Source organism: Mesorhizobium sp. M0802 (assembly GCF_040320115.1).
In the GTDB taxonomy this organism is placed as follows: Bacteria; Pseudomonadota; Alphaproteobacteria; order Rhizobiales; family Rhizobiaceae; genus Mesorhizobium.
In genome coordinates, this window is the sequence record NZ_JAMYOY010000009.1 from 194441 (window position 1) to 213804 (window position 19364).

19 protein-coding genes and 2 pseudogenes are annotated in these 19364 nt (G+C 62.3%); 15 read left to right on the plus strand and 6 right to left on the minus strand.

From position 1 onward, the window contains the following. Positions 1-322 precede the first annotated feature (322 nt). Complete coding sequence (locus NKI10_RS15420) at positions 323-1351, minus strand: LacI family DNA-binding transcriptional regulator (RefSeq protein ID WP_023669472.1); 1029 nt, start codon at positions 1349-1351, stop codon at positions 323-325. A gap of 355 nt (positions 1352-1706) precedes the next feature. On the opposite strand from NKI10_RS15420, the gene NKI10_RS15425 reads away from it, so the two are divergent. From NKI10_RS15425 to NKI10_RS15490, 14 genes and pseudogenes are all read left to right on the plus strand, one after another. After that, positions 1707-3320, plus strand: coding sequence for an extracellular solute-binding protein (locus tag NKI10_RS15425; RefSeq protein WP_023700495.1), 1614 nt, complete (start codon positions 1707-1709; stop codon positions 3318-3320). A gap of 81 nt (positions 3321-3401) precedes the next feature. Continuing rightward, a complete protein-coding gene (locus NKI10_RS15430) occupies positions 3402-4262 on the plus strand; it encodes a carbohydrate ABC transporter permease (RefSeq protein WP_023700494.1) in 861 nt (286 codons plus the stop codon). After that, on the plus strand, positions 4259-5215 hold the full coding sequence (locus NKI10_RS15435) for a carbohydrate ABC transporter permease (protein ID WP_023700493.1): 957 nt from the start codon (positions 4259-4261) through the stop codon (positions 5213-5215). The genes NKI10_RS15430 and NKI10_RS15435 overlap by 4 nt, the downstream gene beginning before the upstream one ends. Then, positions 5212-6303, plus strand: a complete 1092-nt coding sequence (locus NKI10_RS15440; RefSeq protein WP_023669476.1) for an ABC transporter ATP-binding protein — start codon at positions 5212-5214, stop codon at positions 6301-6303. The genes NKI10_RS15435 and NKI10_RS15440 overlap by 4 nt, the downstream gene beginning before the upstream one ends. Position 6304: 1 nt before the next feature. Then, entirely contained in the window at positions 6305-7366 is a 1062-nt protein-coding gene (locus NKI10_RS15445; protein WP_023700491.1) for an ABC transporter ATP-binding protein, read from the plus strand. 35 nt (positions 7367-7401) lie between these two features. Then, positions 7402-8499: a Gfo/Idh/MocA family protein gene (locus NKI10_RS15450; protein WP_352860786.1), complete on the plus strand. Its 1098-nt coding sequence runs from the start codon at positions 7402-7404 to the stop codon at positions 8497-8499. A gap of 26 nt (positions 8500-8525) precedes the next feature. After that, positions 8526-9440, plus strand: coding sequence for a sugar phosphate isomerase/epimerase family protein (locus tag NKI10_RS15455; RefSeq protein ID WP_352802567.1), 915 nt, complete (start codon positions 8526-8528; stop codon positions 9438-9440). Between the two features lie 56 nt (positions 9441-9496). Then, on the plus strand, positions 9497-10438 hold the full coding sequence (locus NKI10_RS15460; protein ID WP_023697393.1) for a sugar ABC transporter substrate-binding protein: 942 nt from the start codon (positions 9497-9499) through the stop codon (positions 10436-10438). Positions 10439-10499: 61 nt separating this feature from the next. Beyond that, the gene (locus tag NKI10_RS15465) at positions 10500-11504 is read left to right on the plus strand and encodes an ABC transporter permease (RefSeq protein WP_050586906.1); all 1005 of its coding nucleotides are present in this window, start codon (positions 10500-10502) and stop codon (positions 11502-11504) included. Beyond that, entirely contained in the window at positions 11501-12283 is a 783-nt protein-coding gene (locus NKI10_RS15470) for an ATP-binding cassette domain-containing protein (RefSeq protein WP_352625416.1), read from the plus strand. The genes NKI10_RS15465 and NKI10_RS15470 overlap by 4 nt, the downstream gene beginning before the upstream one ends. Positions 12284-12293: 10 nt before the next feature. Beyond that, positions 12294-13478 carry an aldose 1-epimerase family protein gene (locus tag NKI10_RS15475; RefSeq protein ID WP_352860788.1) on the plus strand — a complete coding sequence of 395 codons (1185 nt, stop codon included), beginning with the start codon at positions 12294-12296 and terminating at the stop codon, positions 13476-13478. A gap of 109 nt (positions 13479-13587) precedes the next feature. Beyond that, positions 13588-14682, plus strand: coding sequence for a fatty acid desaturase family protein (locus NKI10_RS15480; RefSeq protein ID WP_352860790.1), 1095 nt, complete (start codon positions 13588-13590; stop codon positions 14680-14682). 27 nt (positions 14683-14709) lie between these two features. Next, positions 14710-15020, plus strand: a pseudogene (locus NKI10_RS15485) (Rieske 2Fe-2S domain-containing protein). A gap of 391 nt (positions 15021-15411) precedes the next feature. Further along, positions 15412-15612 carry a hypothetical protein gene (locus NKI10_RS15490; RefSeq protein ID WP_156929821.1) on the plus strand — a complete coding sequence of 67 codons (201 nt, stop codon included), beginning with the start codon at positions 15412-15414 and terminating at the stop codon, positions 15610-15612. Between the two features lie 254 nt (positions 15613-15866). Here the strand turns inward: NKI10_RS15490 and NKI10_RS15495 are convergent, their stop codons facing one another. The 5 genes from NKI10_RS15495 to NKI10_RS15515 all read right to left on the minus strand — a co-directional run bounded on the left by NKI10_RS15495 (position 15867) and on the right by NKI10_RS15515 (position 18346). Next, positions 15867-16082, minus strand: coding sequence for a DUF3606 domain-containing protein (locus tag NKI10_RS15495; protein WP_023753253.1), 216 nt, complete (start codon positions 16080-16082; stop codon positions 15867-15869). Positions 16083-16407: 325 nt separating this feature from the next. After that, positions 16408-16614: a hypothetical protein gene (locus NKI10_RS15500; protein WP_352518860.1), complete on the minus strand. Its 207-nt coding sequence runs from the start codon at positions 16612-16614 to the stop codon at positions 16408-16410. A 195-nt stretch (positions 16615-16809) separates the two neighbouring features. Next, complete coding sequence (locus NKI10_RS15505) at positions 16810-17250, minus strand: hypothetical protein (RefSeq protein WP_023749387.1); 441 nt, start codon at positions 17248-17250, stop codon at positions 16810-16812. A gap of 125 nt (positions 17251-17375) precedes the next feature. Continuing rightward, positions 17376-17645 carry a hypothetical protein gene (locus NKI10_RS15510; protein ID WP_352860793.1) on the minus strand — a complete coding sequence of 90 codons (270 nt, stop codon included), beginning with the start codon at positions 17643-17645 and terminating at the stop codon, positions 17376-17378. 188 nt (positions 17646-17833) lie between these two features. Next, positions 17834-18346, minus strand: a complete 513-nt coding sequence (locus NKI10_RS15515; RefSeq protein WP_023743176.1) for a DUF4142 domain-containing protein — start codon at positions 18344-18346, stop codon at positions 17834-17836. Positions 18347-18994: 648 nt separating this feature from the next. Here NKI10_RS15515 and NKI10_RS15520 point away from each other — a divergent pair. Continuing rightward, positions 18995-19364: pseudogene (locus NKI10_RS15520) on the plus strand (hypothetical protein); the annotation flags it as partial.

The following is a 19364-nucleotide window of genomic DNA, read 5'->3' on the forward strand; positions in this document are numbered from 1 at the left end:
GCTTCAGGTGATCGTCGCGGACGGACGGGCGTATGCCATTCGTCGGCTTCGTGCCGACATCCAGAACCCTCTTCGCCCCAATCGTTCGCGACTAGGTGCTATGAGTGGACTTGGTCTTTTTAGGTTCGGAAAGGCTGACCGAGTTGCAACGGGCGACGGCCTTCTCATGCACCATCAACCACGACCCGATCTCGGCCCTCCGACTTCGCACGGAATAGTGCCAGATCGGCGGCTTTGACGAGATCATTCGGGCTCTCGTTCGTATTTGGGACCGGTGGCGACGCCAACGCTGTGCTTTGCGATACGATCACGGATCCATTGATCAGATTTCAGGTATATTCTCTTTGAAGATCACCTGAAGTCGTGGTTGATGCGGTTCATAGTTCAGGTGCCTGACAGAGTGGCTTAAAATGTTGAGCGCTTCCCGCGCCTCGACGCGCGGATTTTGATCTATGACCGCATCGAGCGTCCCATCCAACAAAAGTTCCTTGGTGCCGTCTGTCACCTCGTGGCCGAGAAAGAGAATGTCTTTGGCGCGTCCACGCTCCTTGAGCGCCCGAGCGATGCCGGTGTTGCCGGCGCCGACATTGTAGATCGCGGCAAGATCGGGGTGCCGGTCCAGAAGCGCTGATGCTTCCGAATAAGCCTTCTCTCGGTCATCCAGCATTTCGCGCATCTCGACGATCTTGAGGTTGGGCGACTCCTCGGTCAAGATGTGCCGGAATCCCATCTCGCGTTCCTCATGGCCGCGGTAGGACAGCGAACCGGCGAACAGCGCCACCTTGCTTGGGCGTTCGGATCCCATGAAGCGGTTGAGCAGATAGCCGGCCAGCCGCCCCGCGGCGCGGTTGTCGATGCCGATATAGGCCACTCTCGGAACATGCAGGATGTCGGAGGCGATGGTCACCACCTTGACGTCATTGGCTGACAGCGAGCGGATCGCCTCGCGCACCGTTGGATGATCGAGCGCGATCACGCCGACGCCTTGTGTCTGTCCACGCAATTCTTGCAGCAGGCGGGCGAGCCGGTCGGGGTTGAAGCCCTCTATGGTGGCGATGTGGACGTCAAGATCGGGGCGCGCTAGGGCCTGCGCCTCGATGTGTCGATGCAGCATCTTGATGAAGGAATTGGTGCCGGCCGGCAGGGCGAAGTCGAGACGGATGACCTCTCCAGGTGAGGGCCTGGGCGGCGCTCCGTTCGGGCCTTCCGCGATGTAGCCGAGGCGCTGCGCCATTTCGAGCACGATCTCACGCGTGCGCGCCCGCACACCGGGCCTGTTGTTCAGCACGCGGTCGACGGTGGCGGCGGAAACGCCGGCTTCCCGGGCTATGTCAGTCAAGGTGGAACGCACCGTCTTCATCTCCTCAATGCATCAGATCGCACAATGCCGCTAGCCCGTCCGACGGCCACAGCTGCCAGCCATCAGCGATTCTGATGGGAAATGATGTATCGAGCCTTAGCCGATGCGCAAGGAGGTTGGGCTAAATCGCGTCGCCCGGCGTGATAGTCGCGTGCCAGAAAGGCAGATTTCCCATCAAATCGAGGCATTGAGCCCGTGTGTCGACCTTTGCATGACGTATTTTCTCCGCGGTTGCGGTGTTACGATGTATTTTGAGTATTTATGATGTTGACAGCCTTCCGGTGCTGCCGTCAATATCCCTCAACGGGCTCGTGGAGGAAACATCGGCCCTGAGGGAGGAATTCCAATGTCTGATTTGATCCGCATATCGCGACGCGGCTTGTTGGCGTCCGGAGGGAAGGCGGCGGCGTTCGTGGCTGCGGCCGGTATCGCACCGCAATTCATCCGTCCCGGCCGTGCCGTTGCGGCCGACGCGCTGGCGCCAGGCATGGTAGGCGGTCCCACCGGTTTCGAGGGCGCCGAGCGCTATCAATATGGCGCCGACACGCCGGAAGCCCGTGCCGTTGAGGCGGCCAAGGCCTTGAAGGGAGCTGGCAAGGCACCGGCCAAGATCGTGCTTGGCCTGTCGGATGGCTCGATTGGCCAACTCACACAGCCTTTCCCTGCGGGTGCGCCGTCGATCAAGGAGCTGTGGGAAAAGGAAACCGGCATCCAGATCGAGATCGTCGGCCTGCCGAACGGCCAGGAATTCACCAAGACGATGCAGGACATCTCCACCAAGGGTGGGGCCTATGACATCTACTCGACGGAATGGAACCGCCTCGGCGACCTTGCCGAGACCGGCGGCATCGCCAAGCTCGACGACTTCGTCGCCCAGTACAAGCCCGAATGGGACGATCCCAAGACCGGCTATGTCGACGGCGCCAAGGGCGTGTCGCTGCTCAACAAATATCGCGGGTCCAACTATGGCGTGTCGCTGGACGGCGACTTCCAGACCTGGGTCTACCGCACCGACCTGTTCGGCGACGCTGCCGAGCAGAAGGCGTTCAAGGACAAATTCGGCTACGATCTGGCGCCGCCGAAGACCTGGAAGCAGCACAGTGACATCGCGGGCTTCTTCCAGCGGCCCGACAAGGGCCTGTTCGGCTCCACCGACCTGCGCAACCAGGGCTGGGGCTACACCAACTGGTATCAGCGCTATGTCTCGATGGCATCGCCCAACCAGTTCCTGTTCGGCGACGACGGCAAGCCGCTGATCAATTCCGAGCACGGCATTGCCGCCACCAACGAATATGTCGGCTCGCTGGTTCATCACTCGCCGGACGCGATCTCCTGGGGCTGGCCGGAGCAGTATGGAAATTTCGCCAAGGGCGGCGCGGCGATGACCTGCGCCTTCTCGAACCTGCCGAAATTCCTCGACAATGCCGGCAACAAGGATTCTGCCGTCACCGGCAAGATCGGCTCGATGCTGCCGCCCGGCCGCGAAGTCGACGGCAAGCTGATCAGCCGTTCCGTGCTGTGGTTCTCGCTGACCGGCATGGTCTCGTCGCAGTCGAAAAACCAGGAGGTCGCCTACCTTTTGCTGCAGTGGCTGGGCTCCGCCCGCATCTATGCCTGGATGAGCGCCAATCCGGGCGGCTATCTCGATCCGTTCCGGCTCTCGGATTTCTCCGATCCGCTGGTGCGCCAGACCTACCACGCCTACCACATCGACGTGGTGCGCGAGACCGTCGCCCGCACGGTGCCGACGATCAACTATCCCGGCGCCACCGCCTTCCACAACGCATTGGACGAAAACCTGATGGCGTCGCTGACCAAGGCCAAGACAGCGGAACAGGCGATGGCCGACACGGAAGCGGAGTGGAAGAAGATCGCCCGCCGCATCGGCGAGGACAAATTGCTCGAAGCCATCAGGACGAACAAGGAGGCCTGGCCGACGGTTCTCGACCCGATCAGCTGATCCGTCTCCCTGGATCAGCGCTGGAGGGGAGGAGCATCTGTTCCTCCCCGCCGCAGTCAACGCCACCAGCAAAGCAGCCAGATGAACCGTTCCGTCCCCTTCGAGATATTCCGCTACGCCGCGATCTTCGCGGCGATGGCGGTGACGCTGGTACCGATCCTGTGGATGGTGTCGATGGCCTTCAAGCCGATCGCCGAATGGTCGGCGACCGGCGCCGACCTGACATGGTGGCCGAAGAACCCGACGCTCGGCAATTTCCAGTTCGTCTTCGGCGAGTCCAACAACAATCTGATCGTGGCGCTCGACCGCACCGCGCTGAAGCCGATCCTGTCGTCGCTGCTGTCTTCGGTGTTCGGCACGGCGATCGCAATGTCGGCGGGCACGGCTGCGGCCTACGGGCTGTCGCGTTTCGGCTCCGGCCAGAACCTGCCGCTGGCGCTGATCCAGCTCAGGCTGTTTCCGCCAATGGCGGTGATGATCCCGGTCATGATCATGTGGGCCTTCCTGAACTTCACCGACAGCTGGTTTGGCCTGGCCCTGATCTACGGCATCGTCACCCTGCCGTTCGCTTTCTGGCTCATGAAGACCTTCTTCGACGACATGCCGCGCGAGATCGAGGAAGCGGCGCTTGTCGAAGGTTGTTCGCGGCTGCGCGTCTTCACGCGCATCACGCTGCCGATGATGCGCGCACCGCTGGCCAGCGCCGCCCTCTTCGTCTTCATCCTCAACTGGTCGGACTATCTGATCGCGCTGCTGCTGACGACGCGTGAATGGGTGACGATCCCGGTCTACATGGCCTCGCTGTCCTCCTCGATGACCGGGCAGCTCTATGGCGCCAAGGCCGCGCTCGGTCTTATCGCCGCGGTGCCGCCGGTCATCATGGGCATCGCCATCCAGCGCCATCTGGTGCGCGGACTGACGTTCGGCGCGCTCAAGCAATGAGCGCGGTGACCGTGACTGTCTCAAAGGACGCAAAGGCCGCGCTTGGCAAGCCCGCGCTGCGGGACGAGGGAGCGCGGCTGGGATTCCGGCTGACGCTGCCGGCGCAGGTTTTGGTGCTCTTCATCTCCGTCTTCCCGCTGCTGATGCAGCTCTACATCAGCGTCACCGACTGGTCGCCGCTCTCCGGCCTCGGCTGGTGGAACGCATGGGAGATGTGGAACAGCTTCGCCAACTACACCGACCTTGCCGCCGATGCGCGCTTCTGGAGCGCGCTGAGGCGCACGGCCATCGTCATGGTCGTGTGCGTGCCCGTCGAATTCCTGCTTGGCCTGGCATTGGCGACGCTGTTCGCGGACGATTTTCCGGGCAAGCGGGTCTTCTATTCGATCCTGCTGATGCCGATGATGGTGGTTCCGGCGGTGGCCGGCTACATGTTCTTCATGCTGTTCCAGTCGGGCGGGCCGCTGAACGACATCCTGTCGGCACTCAGCGGTTCCCGCGTCACCATCGCCTGGCTGTCTGACCCCACACTGGCGCTGATCGCGGTGATCATCGCCGATATCTGGCAGTGGACGCCGCTGATGTTCCTGATCCTGCTTGCCGGCCTGGTCGGCGTGCCGCAGGACCAGATCAAGGCGGCGACCCTGCTCGGCGCCAACCCGTGGCAGCGCTTCGTCACCATCGTGCTGCCGAAGATGAAGACGATCGTCATCATCGCGCTGGCGATCCGCGTCATCGAGAACTTCAAGATCTTCGACACGCTCTACATCATGACCGGCGGCGGCCCCGGCGTCGCCACGGAGACGATCTCCGTCTACATCTACAAGGTCACGACGCAGGACCTGATCTGGGGCTATGTGGCGGCGATCGCGCTGGCCATCCTGGTCGTGCTTTCGATCGTTGCCGTATTCGCCATGAAGCGCATGGCGCGCGCAAGGCTGGTGCCGGCATGAGCGCGATCCAGCTGCGCAACCTGGTCAAGACCTTTGGCGAGTTCACGGCGCTGAAGACCATGGACCTCGACATCGCCGATGGCGAGTTCATGGCGCTGCTCGGGCCTTCGGGCTGCGGCAAGTCGACGACGATGAACATGATCGCCGGCATGGAAGAGCCGACCAGCGGCAAGATCCTGTTTGGCGAGCGCGACATGGCCGGCGTGCCCATGGGCCGCCGCGGCGTCGGCTTCGTTTTCCAGAACTACGCCATCTTCACCCACATGACGGTGCGCCAGAACCTTGCCTACGGGCCGCGGATGCGCGGTGCGGCGACAGCCGAGATCGACCGCCGCGTCGGCGCCGTCGCCGAGCTGCTGCAGTTGACGCCGCTGCTCGACCGCAAGGCCGACCGGCTCTCGGTCAACATCCTGCAGCGGGTGGCAATCGGACGCTCGGCGATCATGGAGCCGGCCATCTTCCTGCTCGACGAGCCGCTGTCCAATGTAGACGCCGCCTTCCGGGCGGTAATGCGGACCGAGCTCAAGCAGCTGCAGCGCCAGTTCAGGCAGACGATGGTCTACGTCACCCATGACCAGCTCGAGGCCATGACCATGGCCGACCGCATTGCCGTCATGGATCACGGCGTGCTGCAGCAGGTGGGAACGCCCCTGGAAGTCTACAACAATCCAGCCAATGTCTTCGTCGCCCGCTTCATCGGCGCTCCGGGCATGAACCTGCTGAAGGGAAGGCCGGCGGAGAGCGACCGGGGCCTGGTGGTCGATCTCGGGCCACTGGGGGTCACGCCGACGCTGCCGGATGCGCTGGCCGCCACCTTGCGCGGATCGCGCTCTGAGGTGCTTTACGGCTTCCGGCCCGAACAGGTGTCGCTGGTGCAGAGCGGGCAGGGCCTCGCCATGCCGGTGAGCTTCGTCGAGCGGATCGGCGCGAGGACCATCGTCCATCTCGGCGATGGCGAGACCGCCGTGAAGGCGGTGTTCGACAATGCTGTCGGACTGTCGATCGGCGAGCTTGCCGTCGTCGCCCCCGTGGCATCGTCCGTGCGTGTCTTCGATGCCCGCAGCGGCATTGCGATGAAGGCAGGTTGACATGGCCGATATCGTCTTTCGCAATGTCAGCAAGCGTTACGGCACGACGCTCGCCGTCGACGACGCCTCGTTCACCGTCAATGACAACGAATTCTTCTGCTTCTTCGGGCCGCCGCTGGCGGGCAAATCGACAATCCTGCGCCTGGTGCTCGGGCTGGAGACGCCTGACGCCGGAGAGATCCTGATCGGCGGCAAACCGGTCAACACCGTCTCGCCGGCCGAGCGCAATGTCGCCATGGTGTTCCAGAACCTGGCGCTGTTCCCGCATATGAGCGCGCGCGAAAATGTGCGTTTCCCGCTGGTCGAGCGCAAGGTCGCCGAGGCCCAGATCGAAACGCGTGTCGCCGATGTGGCCGCCAAGCTCCACATCGGCCATATTCTGCACAAGCCGCCGGCGCAGCTTTCCGGTGGCGAGCGGCAACGCGTGGCGATAGCCCGCGCCCTGGTGCGCGACCCGAACGCCTATCTGATGGACGACCCGATCTCTGCGCTCGATGCGCGGCTGCGCGAGGAAACGCGCGTCGAGCTCAAGCGCATCCAGCGCGAACTCGGCAAGACGCTGATCTACGTCACCCATGACCAGGAAGAGGCGATGTCGATCGCCGACCGCATCGCGATTCTGGAGAATGGCAGGATCCGACAGATCGGCGCCCCGTCCGAGATCTACGACCGCCCGGCGAACACCTATGTGGCGCGACTGCTTGGTTCGCCGATGATGAACATCCTCAAATCCGTTCGCGGCGAAGATGGCCTCGAGGCCGCCGAAGGCACGGTCAGCATCGACGATCGCGCTGCTCCGGCCGACGCGATCGAAATCGGGCTCAGGCCGGAGGACATCAAGGTCGGGCCCTGGGTCGAAGGGGGCGCTGGCCGCCCGGCGCGCGTATTCGAGGTCGAGCCCCTTGGCGGCTACACGGTGGTAACGCTCGCCGCCGGAGAGGCGCGGCTGAAGGCGCTGCTGCGCGGCCAGCCCGACATCAGGCCGGATGCGGTGGTAGCGATATCCTGCGAGCCGGCCCGGGTGCATTATTTCGGGCAGGACGGAGGCGCGTTGGCGAGATGATCGCGGCTGCGAAAACAGAATTGCGGGAGGAAGACATGGCGAGCGAAGGCTTCGAGCCGGACGTGAAGGTCCGCACGAAAGAATACCGTATCGGCTGCATCGGCGCCGGCATGATCATGGCCGAATGCCATCTTGCCGCCTATGCGCAGGCCGGTTTCCCAGTCGTCGCCATCGCTTCGCGCACCAAGGCCAGTGCCGAGAAGGTAGCTGCACGCTGGAGCATTCCGACCGTCCACGACACACCGGAACAGCTGATCGAGGATTCCGAGGTCGAGATCGTCGACCTGGCGTTTCCGCCCGACCAGCAGCCGGCATTGATCCGCCATGCGCTGAAGCAGCCTCACATCAAGGCGATCCTGGCGCAGAAGCCGCTGGCGCTGTCGGTCGATGAAGCCGTGAAACTGCGCGACGAAGCCGCAAAGTCCGGCAAGATCCTCTCGGTCAACCAGAACATGCGCTACGACCAGTCGATGCGCGTGCTGAAGCAGATCATCGACCGCGGCGCGCTGGGCGACATCGTCTTTGCGCAGATCGACATGCATGCGATCCCGCACTGGCAGACCTTCCTTCAAGACTACGACCGGCTGACGCTGGCCAATATGAGCGTGCACCATCTCGACGTGCTGCGCTTCCTGTTCGGCGATCCCTCGGAAATCACCACCCTGACACGCAAGGACCCGCGCACGACATTCGAGCATAGCGACGGCATCACCGTCTCGACGCTGCGCTTTCCCTCCGGCGTGCTCGCCGTGTCGCTGGAGGATGTCTGGTCCGGACCGCGCCAGGAGGGCTATCTGGACGACCAGCACATCAACTGGCGCGTCGACGGCACCAAGGGTGTCGCCAAAGGCACGATCGGCTGGCCGAAAGGCGTGGCCTCGACGCTGACCTATGGCTCGACCGAGACGACCGGCGGCGAATGGGTCAGCCCGAGCTGGGACACGATGTGGTTCCCGCATGCCTTCATCGGCGTGATGGAGCAATTGCAGCATGCGGTGAAGACAGGCGCGCCGCCGGCATTATCGGTGGCCGACAACGTCAAGACGATGGCGCTGGTCGAAGCCGGCTATCGCTCGATCGACGAGGGCCGCACCGTCAAGCTTTCCGAAATCTCGATAAAATCAGCCAACTGAATCGCTTACAGGGAGGAGTTCACATCATGATGCAGGCAGGTATTTTCACGGGCTATTTCCCGTACGGGCTCGAAGAGACGGCAAAGAAGATCCGCGGGCTCGGTTTCAACACGGTGCAGCTCGACCTGCATTTCAGGGATATCGATCTGTCGGCCGGGCAGATCACTGAGGAAAAGGCCAAGCAGGTGCGCGACGTCTTCCGCGACAACAACCTGCCGATCTGCTGCGTGTCGGGCTACACCAACATTATCCACCCCGATAAAGTCGAGCGCGACAAGCGCGTCGGCTATCTCAAGGAAATCATCCGCAATGCGCGCGCCTTCGGCTCGCCCTACGTGATCTCGGAGACCGGCACCTACAACACCGAATCCGACTGGGTGCATCACCCCAAGAACAAGACCGAGGAAGGATTCGAGGAATGCCGCAAGGTGATCTCGGAGCTTGCCCAGACGGCTTACGACCATGGGGCGGTGTTCCTGCTCGAAACCTATGTCAACAATGTCGTCGGTTCGGTCGAGGAGACGGTGAAGATGTTCGCCCAGGTCGACCATCCCGGCCTCGGCCTGTTGATGGATCCGACCAACTATTTCGAGACCCACAATATCGACAAAATGGACCAGATCCTCAACCAGGTGTTCGACACGCTGACCGACAAGATCAAGATCGCGCATGCCAAGGACGTCAAGCGTTCGGGCAGCGACAAGTCGGAAAAGCATGCCGACATCGGCGACGAGGATGCGATGGAGAGCCACACGTTCCGCGGCGTCGGCGAGATCGAGCTGCCGGCGCCCGGGCTGGGATCGCTGAATTACGATCTCTATCTGCAGCGGCTGGCGGAAAAGCACCCAAACATCCCGGTCATCATCGAGCATCTCTCTGAAGACGACGTGCCGCGCGCGAAGAAATTCCTCGATGGGAAGTTCCGCGCCAACGGCCTGTGAGCGCCGGTTGCGCCGCCGGCGCATGGCGGTCGCAACTCCAACCAAGGGAGGAATGAATGTTGAAATTCGCATTGAAAGTGGCTGCCGCGGCAACGCTGGTAGCCGGGGTCTCCTTGAGCCTGCCGGCATTCGCCCAGGCCGGCCAGAAGACCTTCTATCTGCTGTCGCATGGTGGCCCTTCGGACGCGTTCTGGATCGACTGGAATGCCGGCGCGACCAAGGCCTGCGACCAGCTCAAGGTGACCTGCAAGATCTCGTTCAGCGGCGGCGACATGGCGGCGCAGAAGGAGGCTTTCAACTCGGCGCTCGCCGCCAAGCCGGACGGCATCGCCACCACCTCGGCTCAGCCCGGCCTGTGGACGGAGGAGGTGAAGGCCGCCAAGGCCGCCGGCATACCGATCGTGTTCTTCAACACCGACGATCCGGCGACCGGGCGGCAGGCCTATGTCGGGGCCGACCTCAGGGAAGCGGGCGTCATCTGGGCCAAGTATCTCGTCGACCACAAGATGGTGAAGCAGGGCGACAAGGTGTTCCTGCCGGTCGAAGTGCCGGGCGCCAGCTACCAGCAGCTCGAGACCGAGGGCATCGCCAGCGTCTTCGATCCGCTCGGCATCAAGTACGACGTGGTCGATTGCGGCACCGACCCGGCCGGCATCATCGCCAAGATGACCGACTACATGGTCGCCAACAATCCGCCGGCAATCATTGCACTCGGCGATTCCGTGGCAGCAAGCATCAAACGCGTCTTCGACGGGGCCGGTGTGTCGGCCGGCAAGGTCCCGGTCGTCGGCTGGGGCAACTCAAAGGAGACGGCCGAGGCGGTCAAGTCCGGCTTCGTCAATGCTGCGGCCTGGCAGTACCCGTCGGCGCAGGGCTTCATGCCGGTGGCGCTGCTCGGGCTTGCGGCCTCTGGCGAGCCGATCGGCTACGACATTCACACATTCAGCCTCTACGACGCCTCGAGCGTCGAGCCGATCCTGAAACTCTACAACAAGTGACGACAATCGGCGCCCGCCCCGAAATGGCGGGCGCCGGACGAAACGCATGGTCCTGACAGATATGGCAATCACAGCAGACGACGACACGCAGCGAGCGAAGGGCAGGTCTGCGCTGCTGCGTTCGCCGCAATTCTCCTCGCTCATCATCCTTATCGTGCTGCTCGTGGTGTTCGCCATCGCCGACGGCAACTTCCTGTCGCCGCTCAACATATCCAACATGATGGCGTTCCTGCCCGAGCTCGGCATCATCGCTCTCGGCATGACGCTGCTGCTGACGGCGGGCGAGTTCGATCTGTCGGTCGGCGCCGTGTTCGGCCTTGCGCCCGTCGTGGTGATGCTGCTGGTGCAGAATGGCGGTATCGACATCGGCGTCGCCCTCCTGGCCGGGCTTGTGCTGTGCATCGCGATCGGCGCCATCAACGGGCTGATCGTCACCAAGATCGGCATTTCCTCGTTCCTGGTCACGCTGTCGATGCTGCTCGTCGTGCGCGGCGCGGCGCTCTACATCACGCAGGGATTCCCCCTGAAGTCGTGGGACCAGCCCGGCTTCTTCGTCACGCTGCTTGCCGGCAGCTTCAATGTAGGCTCGTTCCGGTTCTACACCTCGCTTTGGTGGTTCATCGGCCTGTCGCTGCTGGCGATTTACATCCTGCGCTACGCGAAGCTCGGCAACTGGATCAGCGCCATCGGCAGCAACCGCAACGCAGCGGTGGCGCGCGGCGTGCCGGCCGACGCGGTCAAGATCTGGCTGTTCATCCTGACCTCGGTGGTGGCCGGGCTGGCCGGCATGATCAGCGCGTTCCGGATTTCGGCCGCCTCGCCGGTGGCCGGCACCGGCTACGAACTCGAAGTGATCGCCATGGTGGTGGTCGGCGGCACGGCGCTCACTGGCGGGCGCGGCACCATCCTCGGCACCATCGTCGGCGCGCTGATGCTGCGCGCCATCCGCAACGGCATCGTGCTGATCGGCGTGCCGGGCTTGGCATACAACATCTTCGTCGGCGTCATCATCCTCGCCATGCTCATCCTGCACGCTTTGCTGCAGAAGAACGCCGCAAGGAGCTGACGATGGAAGTGCTGCGTCTGCAAGACCTGCAAAAGTCCTTCGGCAACGTGCGTGCGCTGAAGAACGCCTCGTTCACCCTCAACGAAGGCGAGGTGGTTGCCCTGCTCGGCGACAATGGCGCCGGGAAATCGACGCTGATCAAAGCGATCTCCGGCGTCTTCACGGCCGACCACGGCGACATCTTCGTGCGCGGCGAGAAGGCATCGATCCGCTCGACGCGCGACGCGATGGACCTCGGCATCGAGACCATCCATCAGGACACATCGCTCGCGCCGGACCTCAGCATCGCGCGCAATCTTTTCCTGGGCCGGGAGCCGGTCAATTTCGGTTGGCTCGGCGTGTTCGCGCCGCTCGATCTCGCCAAGCTTCGCAACGCCGCCTCGGCGCTGCTGAAGCGGGTCGGCATTTCGAAAAAGCTCGATGCAGATGCGCTGGTGAGCACCCTCTCGGGCGGTGAGCGGCAATCGATCGCGATCTCGCGCGCCATGCAGTTCGCCGCCAAGGTGATCATACTCGACGAGCCGACCAACAATCTTGGCGTCGAGGAAACCCACGGCGTGCTGCGCTTCGTCAAGGAGGTGCGCGACGCCGGCCACTCGGTGCTGCTCATCACCCACAACATCCACCACGTGTTCCAGGTCGCCGACCGCATCATCGTCATGCGCCGCGGCGAAATCGTCGCGGAACAGACGGTCGCCGACACCGACCTGTTGACGGTGGAAAGCATCATCACCGGCGCCGACATGTCGGCCTTGCTCAAGGAGGCGAGGGCAAAGTGAAGGACGTCGCATGGTAGAGCTTTACGGCAAGACGCTGTCGCGAAGGCAGGTGGCCGAGCGGTCCGGCATGCTGTCGCAGTTTGCCGGCGTGCGGCTGATGACGCTCGGCGACGGCGTGGAGCGCGGCATCCGGATGCTCGAGTTCCGCACCGGCTCCGGCCTGCGCTTCACGGCGCTGGTCGACCGGGCGCTCGATATCGCCGATTGCGACTTCCGGGGCCAGGCGATCGGCTGGCATTCGCCGAGCGGCTTTCGCCACCCCGGACTGCACGAGCATGAAGGGGAGGACGGTTTCGCCTTTGGCCGGTCGTTCTCGGGGCTGCTCGTCACCTGCGGCCTCGACCATATACTGGGCCGGCAAGACGTGCCGGCCGAAAGCTACAATTATCCGGGGCGCAAGCGGGTATTGCACTCGCTGCATGGCCGCATCGGCACCGTGCCGGCGCGGCTGACCGGCTACGGCGAGGCCTGGGACGGCGACCGCTGCGTGCTGTGGGCGGAAGGCATTGTCCAGCAGGCAACCGTGTTCGGCGAGGATCTCCATTTGCTGCGCCGCATCGAGGCCGATGTCGGCGGCACCGAGATCCGGCTGTCGGACCGCGTCGTCAATCATGGTTTCAGCCGCACGCCGCACATGTATTTCTATCACGTCAACGTCAGCCATCCCCTGCTCGACGAGGGTTCGCGTTACCTGGCGCCGATCCGGGATGTCGTCTGGGCGGCGCACGCCGGCGAACGCTACGAGGCGCAGAAAGTCGGCTACCGAACCGTGCCGGCGCCGCAGTTGGGATTCAGCGAGCAGGTCTGGGAGCACGAGCTTGGCGCCGATGCGGCGGGCGAGGTGCCGGTGGCCGTCGTCAATGACCACCTGGGCCTCGGCTTCGAAGTCGTTACCCGCAAGGATCAGCTGCCCTGCACCTATCAGTGGCAGAACTTCCAGGCAGGCCTATATGCGTTGGGAATCGAACCCTCGACGCATCATGTTCTCGGCAATCTCGCCGCGCGCGAACGGGGCGAGATGATCTGGCTGGACCATGGCGAAAGCCGCTCCTATGACGCCGTGTTCCGGGTGCTCGACGGTGCCGGCCAGATCGCCCAAGCGGAAGCGAGGATAGCGTCGATCGCCCGGCAGCCGCAACAGGACTACCCTGCGCTGTCGGGCGCTTTTGCGAGACTGCAGGCGGGACCGGCTTGAAACGCACGATCGGTTGCCGCGGCGGGCGAGAAGTGCGCCGGAATACGGAAGCAGGCGCGGCCCGGCCGGCCCCAGGCGGCCCTTGCGGAGCGCAGTCGGGAAAGCGGAGATGACGATGACGGCAAGCAGGAAGCGTGACTACAGCCTGGTCGGTGAAAGCACCCGCCGGGCGATCGAGACCGGATTGGCTTCGGCCGAATGGTATCACACCGATGTCCCGCGCAAGGCGATCAAGGAGTTGATGCAACGCTCCGACGGGCCGGCGATCCGCGACACGATCATCTGGGTCGCGGCGATCCTGGTGTCGGCCGCCGGCATCGTATGGTTCTGGGGCACGTGGTGGGTGGTGCCGTTCCTGTTCGTCTATGGCGTGCTTTACGGCTCGTCGAGCGACTCGCGCTGGCACGAATGCGGCCACGGCACCGCGTTCCGGACGCGCTGGATGAACGATGTCGTCTACCAGATCTCAAGCTTCATGCTGATGCGCAACCCAGTGCAATGGCGCTGGAGCCATGCCCGCCATCACACCGATACCATCATCGTCGGCCGCGATGCCGAAATCGCCGTCATGCGCCCCCCAGATCTGCTGCGGGCGGCGCTCGCCTTCACCGGTATTCTCGATTTCCGCTATTCGCTGCCGACGCTGGTGCGCCAGGCGTTCGGCAAGCTGTCCGATGAAGAGAAGAGCTATATCCCCGAGATGGAGCAGCACAAGGCGGTGATCGCTGCGCGCTGGCATGTCGCCATCTATGCGGCGACAGTCGGGCTGGCGTTGTTCACGTGGTCACTGCTGCCGCTGGTGCTGATCGGCCTGCCGCGCCTCTATGGCAGCTGGCACATGGTGCTGACAGGGTTGCTGCAGCATATCGGCCTGGCCGACAATGTCGTCGACCACCGGCTGAACACGCGCACCGTCTACATGAACCCGGTCAGCCGCTTCATCTACTGGAACATGAATTACCATGTCGAACACCATATGTTCCCGATGGTGCCCTATCATGCGCTGCCAAGACTGCACGAGCTGATCAAGCACGACCTGCCGGTGCCGAACCCGTCGATGTGGCATGCCTATCGCGAGGTCTGGCCGGTGCTGCTTCGACAGCTGAAATATGAGGATTTTTATCTCGAGCGGAAATTGCCGCCGACAGCCAGACCCTATCGCGGCGAATTTCACCAGGTGGATATGTCGGCGGCCGCTGAATAGCGATAGCGAATTTTGCCGGAGCCGGAGATGGCTGACTGGATGAAGCGTGCGCGGTGGACGACATCTCGAAAGAGGATGTCATCTGCTTCGATCCTCGCGGCCGCAGCTTCGCGGTTTGCCGCTCGCCCAATGACGAGTTCTTCGCCACCGACGGATATTGTACGCATGAGAAGGCGCATGCGGCCGAAGGGCTGGTGATCGACGACGTCATCGAATGCCTTGAAGCATATTGGCCGCTTCAATTGCGGCCGGCCAGGCCAAGGGCGCGCCGGGTCTGCGTCAATCTCGCGATCTATCCGGTGAGAATCGAGGCCGGCAAGGTGATGCTACAGATCTGACGCTTGGTAACCGGTCCAGCACCGCGTTTAGCAAAGCAGAGTGACGTTTTCATAGCCGAAAGAGACGGACCGTGGCCGATCTGCGCCATGAAGGCTAAGCCAGCTGACCATGCTGCGCGTGCTGGTCATTGACGTGGCCGAGGGGCGCCGAGCGGGCAGGGGTCGATCGTCTCGGTACCGCTGGAGCTGTGCTGAACCCTATATCGCGATGCGGCCGTGCGGGCTAGAATTTCTTCGAGATCGGCACCGCCGGCGGTTTTCTTAGTTGGGCTTTCCGCCTCTGATCGACGAGGTCCTGATTCACTGCTGCTTCTGCTGATCAGCTTTGAGGTGCTGATTGTGCGGTTTGATCTGGCAGCGTTGATACTGGGCGCCACCGCGATCGAAGCGGATGGACAGCGCCTACCGCAGCGGCAAAACGACCGCTGAGCAAGATCAGTGTGAGGGAAGGAGATGGAATTTATTGGTGCGCAGCAAGCGCGGCAAAGCTGCGCAGCTGATCGTGGCTGGAAAGCGTCGCTACAAAGGCGGTGCGTTTGTCAGTTTGGAAGCCGACACGCGTCCGGCAGGCGACGGCGATCTCGCTGGCTGACTGCGGCGCGGGATTATTGTTGAACGACGGCAGGAAGTAGGCTCGGTCCGCCGTGCGTCCAGGACTCGCGTTCGAGTGGATTATGGTTCGGGGTGACGATAGCCGATCTGCGCAGCCCCGAACCTCCAGCGCTTTCCGCATGTTGGGCAGGGGTAGAATTGTCACTTTCACGCTCGATCTGCTCCGCGTGTGCGTCAGGATGATGCTACACTCAAACTCTCGAAGGTTCATGATCCTCTTCGGTAGCGACGGATTCATGCCGTAAGCGAGCCGCCCCGGGAAACTGATTTCAATTCCTTCGCAGCCGCGGTCAACGAGGCGCGGTCATTCCCGGCGGCTTTGATGAGCTCCATCACCTGCTCAGGCGTGATGCCGTTCTGCTGGGCAAAATGCTCGACTTCGTTGCGTTCGTTGGACGAGACCCGGTTCCTGTGGCGAAAATCACGCTCGGTTTTATTGTCCGTCATCATCTTCTCCTTTCAACCTCAATTCGCCGGCCCCAACCGCCCGCTGGAGCAAAAGTTCCGAAACCGCCGTACGCGAAGGCCCATCGAGCCTCGCTAGGGCTGCTGTGAGTAGAAGTAAGCTCCAGCTGGCGAAAGCTGAGGGAGCTTGTCCAATGCCGGGGTGGGCTCGGCGCACGCCGTGGCATCGCTCCGGCGACTTTCACCACCCGCCCAGAACACGGATGGGAGCAGCCTCGGAATCTTTGCCCGACCGCCAGGCAATGAAGATGGAACTACGCGACACCGAGTTCCTCGTCCTGTGGCATCAGCAGACGCTCTCGTGGATGTCTTACCCGGCATTCTCGCCCGAATGATCGAAGTGGATGGCGAGGCCAAAGGCGAGCGCTCGCTCGGCGATCATATTGACAAGATGGCTTTCGCCGATCGACAGCGCCGGAAGGGCCTCTTTCAACGCCTCGAGAGCATGCCGTGTCGACAAAAGACCCCGCCGCTTGCGGCTGCTCACATATTGATCGATCAGGGAATCCAGTGGCATCTGCCTGCCTCCGCTTCGGACAGGATCTCGTAGCGTGGCTGCGGAGCGACAGCATTCACATTGGTTAAGAGACGGCGGCGAACGCCATCATGTATGCCGCCAACAGACGGCGGTGGGGCTGATTTACGCCGGGTTGGAGCGCTATCCTAGGGTAAGCATGGCGCGACCGTCGCGCCGGGTTCGGACATTTCGATGCTACTGCTCCGGTACCGCGGAGGTTTGTGGATGGTTGCGTGCCGCCTCGGCGATTTCCGGAATGAACTTCGTCGCGGTGCAGCTTCGGTTTACATTGGCGCGGGCGGTAAATACCTCTTGCCCGCAGACTTGCGAAGCGAGCGCGATCGGCACATGCACCGCCAGTGGCAACTCGGTCTCAGCCACTCCTAGATGTCTTGCAACCTGTTGCTTCACCTCCGGCCGGCCGAGCGAGACGTCAACGCCGACATCATCCTTGGCGGTCGGCGACGATCCTTGCGCCGGCAGACGATCGTGCTTGCCTGTTTGCGATGAGTCGCCGGATTGTTGAGCCGGCTGACTTGTCTGCGCAGATGCCTGGGCGCCCAAAATCAGCGAGGCCCCCAGCCCCAAAAAAGCCCGGAGCCCCAAAGACACAATCCGAAGTCCGAATGTGCTCATTGTCATGTTCCTCACCGTGGGTTCAAACTTGGCGCCGCTCAGAGGTCGGTGTTGCTTCGGCCTCTTTCGAAGACAGGGATGTCTTCCTCGTCCTCATCATTGTCACCGGTTGGTATGTCCTCGGCTTAGCTGCGGGTCAGTTCCTCGGTTTCGATTAAGCCGTCCATCGTCTCATTGGCGCCTCCCCCTTCATCATGACGACCGGTAATTTCGCTGCGGGGCCTTGCGCCGAGCGGCTGGTCGACATCGTCGGCTCCCACGAAACCTGGCTCCGCGCCGTGCCTGTCTTCGTGGCCCACGGGGCTGTCCAACACGGCGGCATCCTCCGGGCGAATGGGTTCATCATTGGCGAAGTCACTTCGTCTCGAATGCGAGGTCTCGTTTTGCTTTGGCATGTCAGGTCTCCTGTTCGTTTGGCAACTTCGACGACGCTGGTGCTTGCACGGCGGACTACCTGAGCGACGCACCTTTAGAGTTCCTGCATCGACCACCGCTTAAAGGTTGCAGCGTCCCTGAGGGCGGAGGCAGTGTTGGCCACAGACTCCACAGCGCCGCGAAGAACCAACGTCGTGGCCAGATCCACTCAGCCCTGAGAACCGCTCTTGCTCAGTTGCTGGGCATGTTTGAAATGCTGCCGGATCACCGGCGCGGTCTTTTTCGCATGAGCCGCCAGATGTTTTGCCTGACCGTTTTCTGCATAGGAGGTCATCAGCGTCAGGGCTTCCTGGTGCGCTGCCACCTGGGCGTCGATATAGGCGTTATCGAACGCCCCGCTGCTGTCGTTGCTCAACGCTTCCAATTGGGCAGCATGCTTGCTTGTCATCTCCGGCGCCACTGCGACGTCGTCCTTCTTTGCCGCCGCAATGAGCCGCTTGGAAGAAGTCGTGTGGTCCTTGATCAGCATGCGAGCGAATTCCTTCACTCGTGATGTCTTCGATTTCCGCAGCGCCAACTCACTCGACTGGATCTCGAACATGTCTGAACTCGCAGCTGCTTTGACAAATTCCTGCGGGGACGTCGTCGCGGTCTGAGCCATTGCCCCCGGGCTGATGAGACCGATGGCGATCGCAGCTAAAAGCGCTTTGACGAAATGCATGTTGTGCTCCTGCAATATTGCTTAACTGGCCCAACACGGCCGAGCTGCCGTTGTTCCCCTTTTGGTGACAATAAATACGGGGCGGCAGGCGTGGACCCCGGATGGCTCCGGCTCAGGGCTTTGATCATAGATCCGGCCGTAGCCAAGACCGGTGACTGCGCGGAGCTCAGCGCGGCCGTCGGCTTGGTGGGCAGCACGTTGTGCGACATTCAAATCTCCTAAAGAAATCGTCGGCCATCGTCGCGATGCTTCAGGCAGACCAGTGCGATTTTGCAGGGTTGCGCTGACGGGATTCTGATTCGGCCCGCCGGTCGGGTTCGTCAAGAGGAGCTAATATAGCATTGTATGTCAGATCGGCGGTATTAGCCGCTTACTGATCGTCGCATGGTCAATCTCTGAATCTTGTTGCACCGCACAATATTATTGGCGGTGGGGTGCTTAGGCAAGGATATTGAATGACAAGTAGAGGAATCACGTCCAAGTAAAAGTAAAATTTTGCTATATCTGACTATTGCTAATGACCAAGTAATGACCCAAGAAGCATCTTTCGCGGGCCGTTAGCTTGTTTTTAAACTCTAGTGCGTCACTATCGGGTCCGTAAATGCCCAAAAATGTCCCATCCTTTGAAGGGCAACAAGGAGGCGTACTATGGCAAGAATTTTTGAAATTCTTATGGGCAGTCTGACTGCCGGATCTGTTCTCGCAATTCTTTGCATGCCAGCGACAGCAGCTGGAATTAGTGTCGGAGGCGTCGGCGGGGTATCCGTCGGCAGCGGAGGCGCCAGCGCTAATGTGGGCGGCAACAGCGGCGCTACGGCTAGCGTGTCCCTAGGCGGTTCTGGGGCAAATGCCGCAGCCTCCGTCGGCGACACTGGCGGAGCGACTGCTTCCATCGGAACCGGCAGCGCCAATGTCGGTGTCGTCACCGGGTTTGGTACCGACGTAAATGTCGGCGTTGGAACCAATCCAGCCGCCAACCCCAGCAACCCGACCGCTTCGAGCAACCCGAATCTGGCTA

What these genes read in the sequence shown, in the direction of transcription:
- NKI10_RS15425 (WP_023700495.1), top strand. Translation starts at nt 1,707, where the DNA reads ATGTCTGATTTGATCCGCATATCGCGACGCGGCTTGTTGGCGTCCGGA.
- NKI10_RS15430 (WP_023700494.1), top strand. Translation starts at nt 3,402, where the DNA reads ATGAACCGTTCCGTCCCCTTCGAGATATTCCGCTACGCCGCGATCTTC.
- NKI10_RS15435 (WP_023700493.1), top strand. Translation starts at nt 4,259, where the DNA reads ATGAGCGCGGTGACCGTGACTGTCTCAAAGGACGCAAAGGCCGCGCTT.
- NKI10_RS15440 (WP_023669476.1), top strand. Translation starts at nt 5,212, where the DNA reads ATGAGCGCGATCCAGCTGCGCAACCTGGTCAAGACCTTTGGCGAGTTC.
- NKI10_RS15445 (WP_023700491.1), top strand. Translation starts at nt 6,305, where the DNA reads ATGGCCGATATCGTCTTTCGCAATGTCAGCAAGCGTTACGGCACGACG.
- NKI10_RS15450 (WP_352860786.1), top strand. Translation starts at nt 7,402, where the DNA reads ATGGCGAGCGAAGGCTTCGAGCCGGACGTGAAGGTCCGCACGAAAGAA.
- NKI10_RS15455 (WP_352802567.1), top strand. Translation starts at nt 8,526, where the DNA reads ATGATGCAGGCAGGTATTTTCACGGGCTATTTCCCGTACGGGCTCGAA.
- NKI10_RS15460 (WP_023697393.1), top strand. Translation starts at nt 9,497, where the DNA reads ATGTTGAAATTCGCATTGAAAGTGGCTGCCGCGGCAACGCTGGTAGCC.
- NKI10_RS15465 (WP_050586906.1), top strand. Translation starts at nt 10,500, where the DNA reads ATGGCAATCACAGCAGACGACGACACGCAGCGAGCGAAGGGCAGGTCT.
- NKI10_RS15475 (WP_352860788.1), top strand. Translation starts at nt 12,294, where the DNA reads ATGGTAGAGCTTTACGGCAAGACGCTGTCGCGAAGGCAGGTGGCCGAG.
- NKI10_RS15480 (WP_352860790.1), top strand. Translation starts at nt 13,588, where the DNA reads ATGACGATGACGGCAAGCAGGAAGCGTGACTACAGCCTGGTCGGTGAA.
- NKI10_RS15490 (WP_156929821.1), top strand. Translation starts at nt 15,412, where the DNA reads ATGGACAGCGCCTACCGCAGCGGCAAAACGACCGCTGAGCAAGATCAG.
- NKI10_RS15495 (WP_023753253.1), bottom strand. Translation starts at nt 16,082, where the DNA reads ATGATGACGGACAATAAAACCGAGCGTGATTTTCGCCACAGGAACCGG.
- NKI10_RS15500 (WP_352518860.1), bottom strand. Translation starts at nt 16,614, where the DNA reads ATGCCACTGGATTCCCTGATCGATCAATATGTGAGCAGCCGCAAGCGG.
- NKI10_RS15505 (WP_023749387.1), bottom strand. Translation starts at nt 17,250, where the DNA reads ATGAGCACATTCGGACTTCGGATTGTGTCTTTGGGGCTCCGGGCTTTT.
- NKI10_RS15510 (WP_352860793.1), bottom strand. Translation starts at nt 17,645, where the DNA reads ATGCCAAAGCAAAACGAGACCTCGCATTCGAGACGAAGTGACTTCGCC.
- NKI10_RS15515 (WP_023743176.1), bottom strand. Translation starts at nt 18,346, where the DNA reads ATGCATTTCGTCAAAGCGCTTTTAGCTGCGATCGCCATCGGTCTCATC.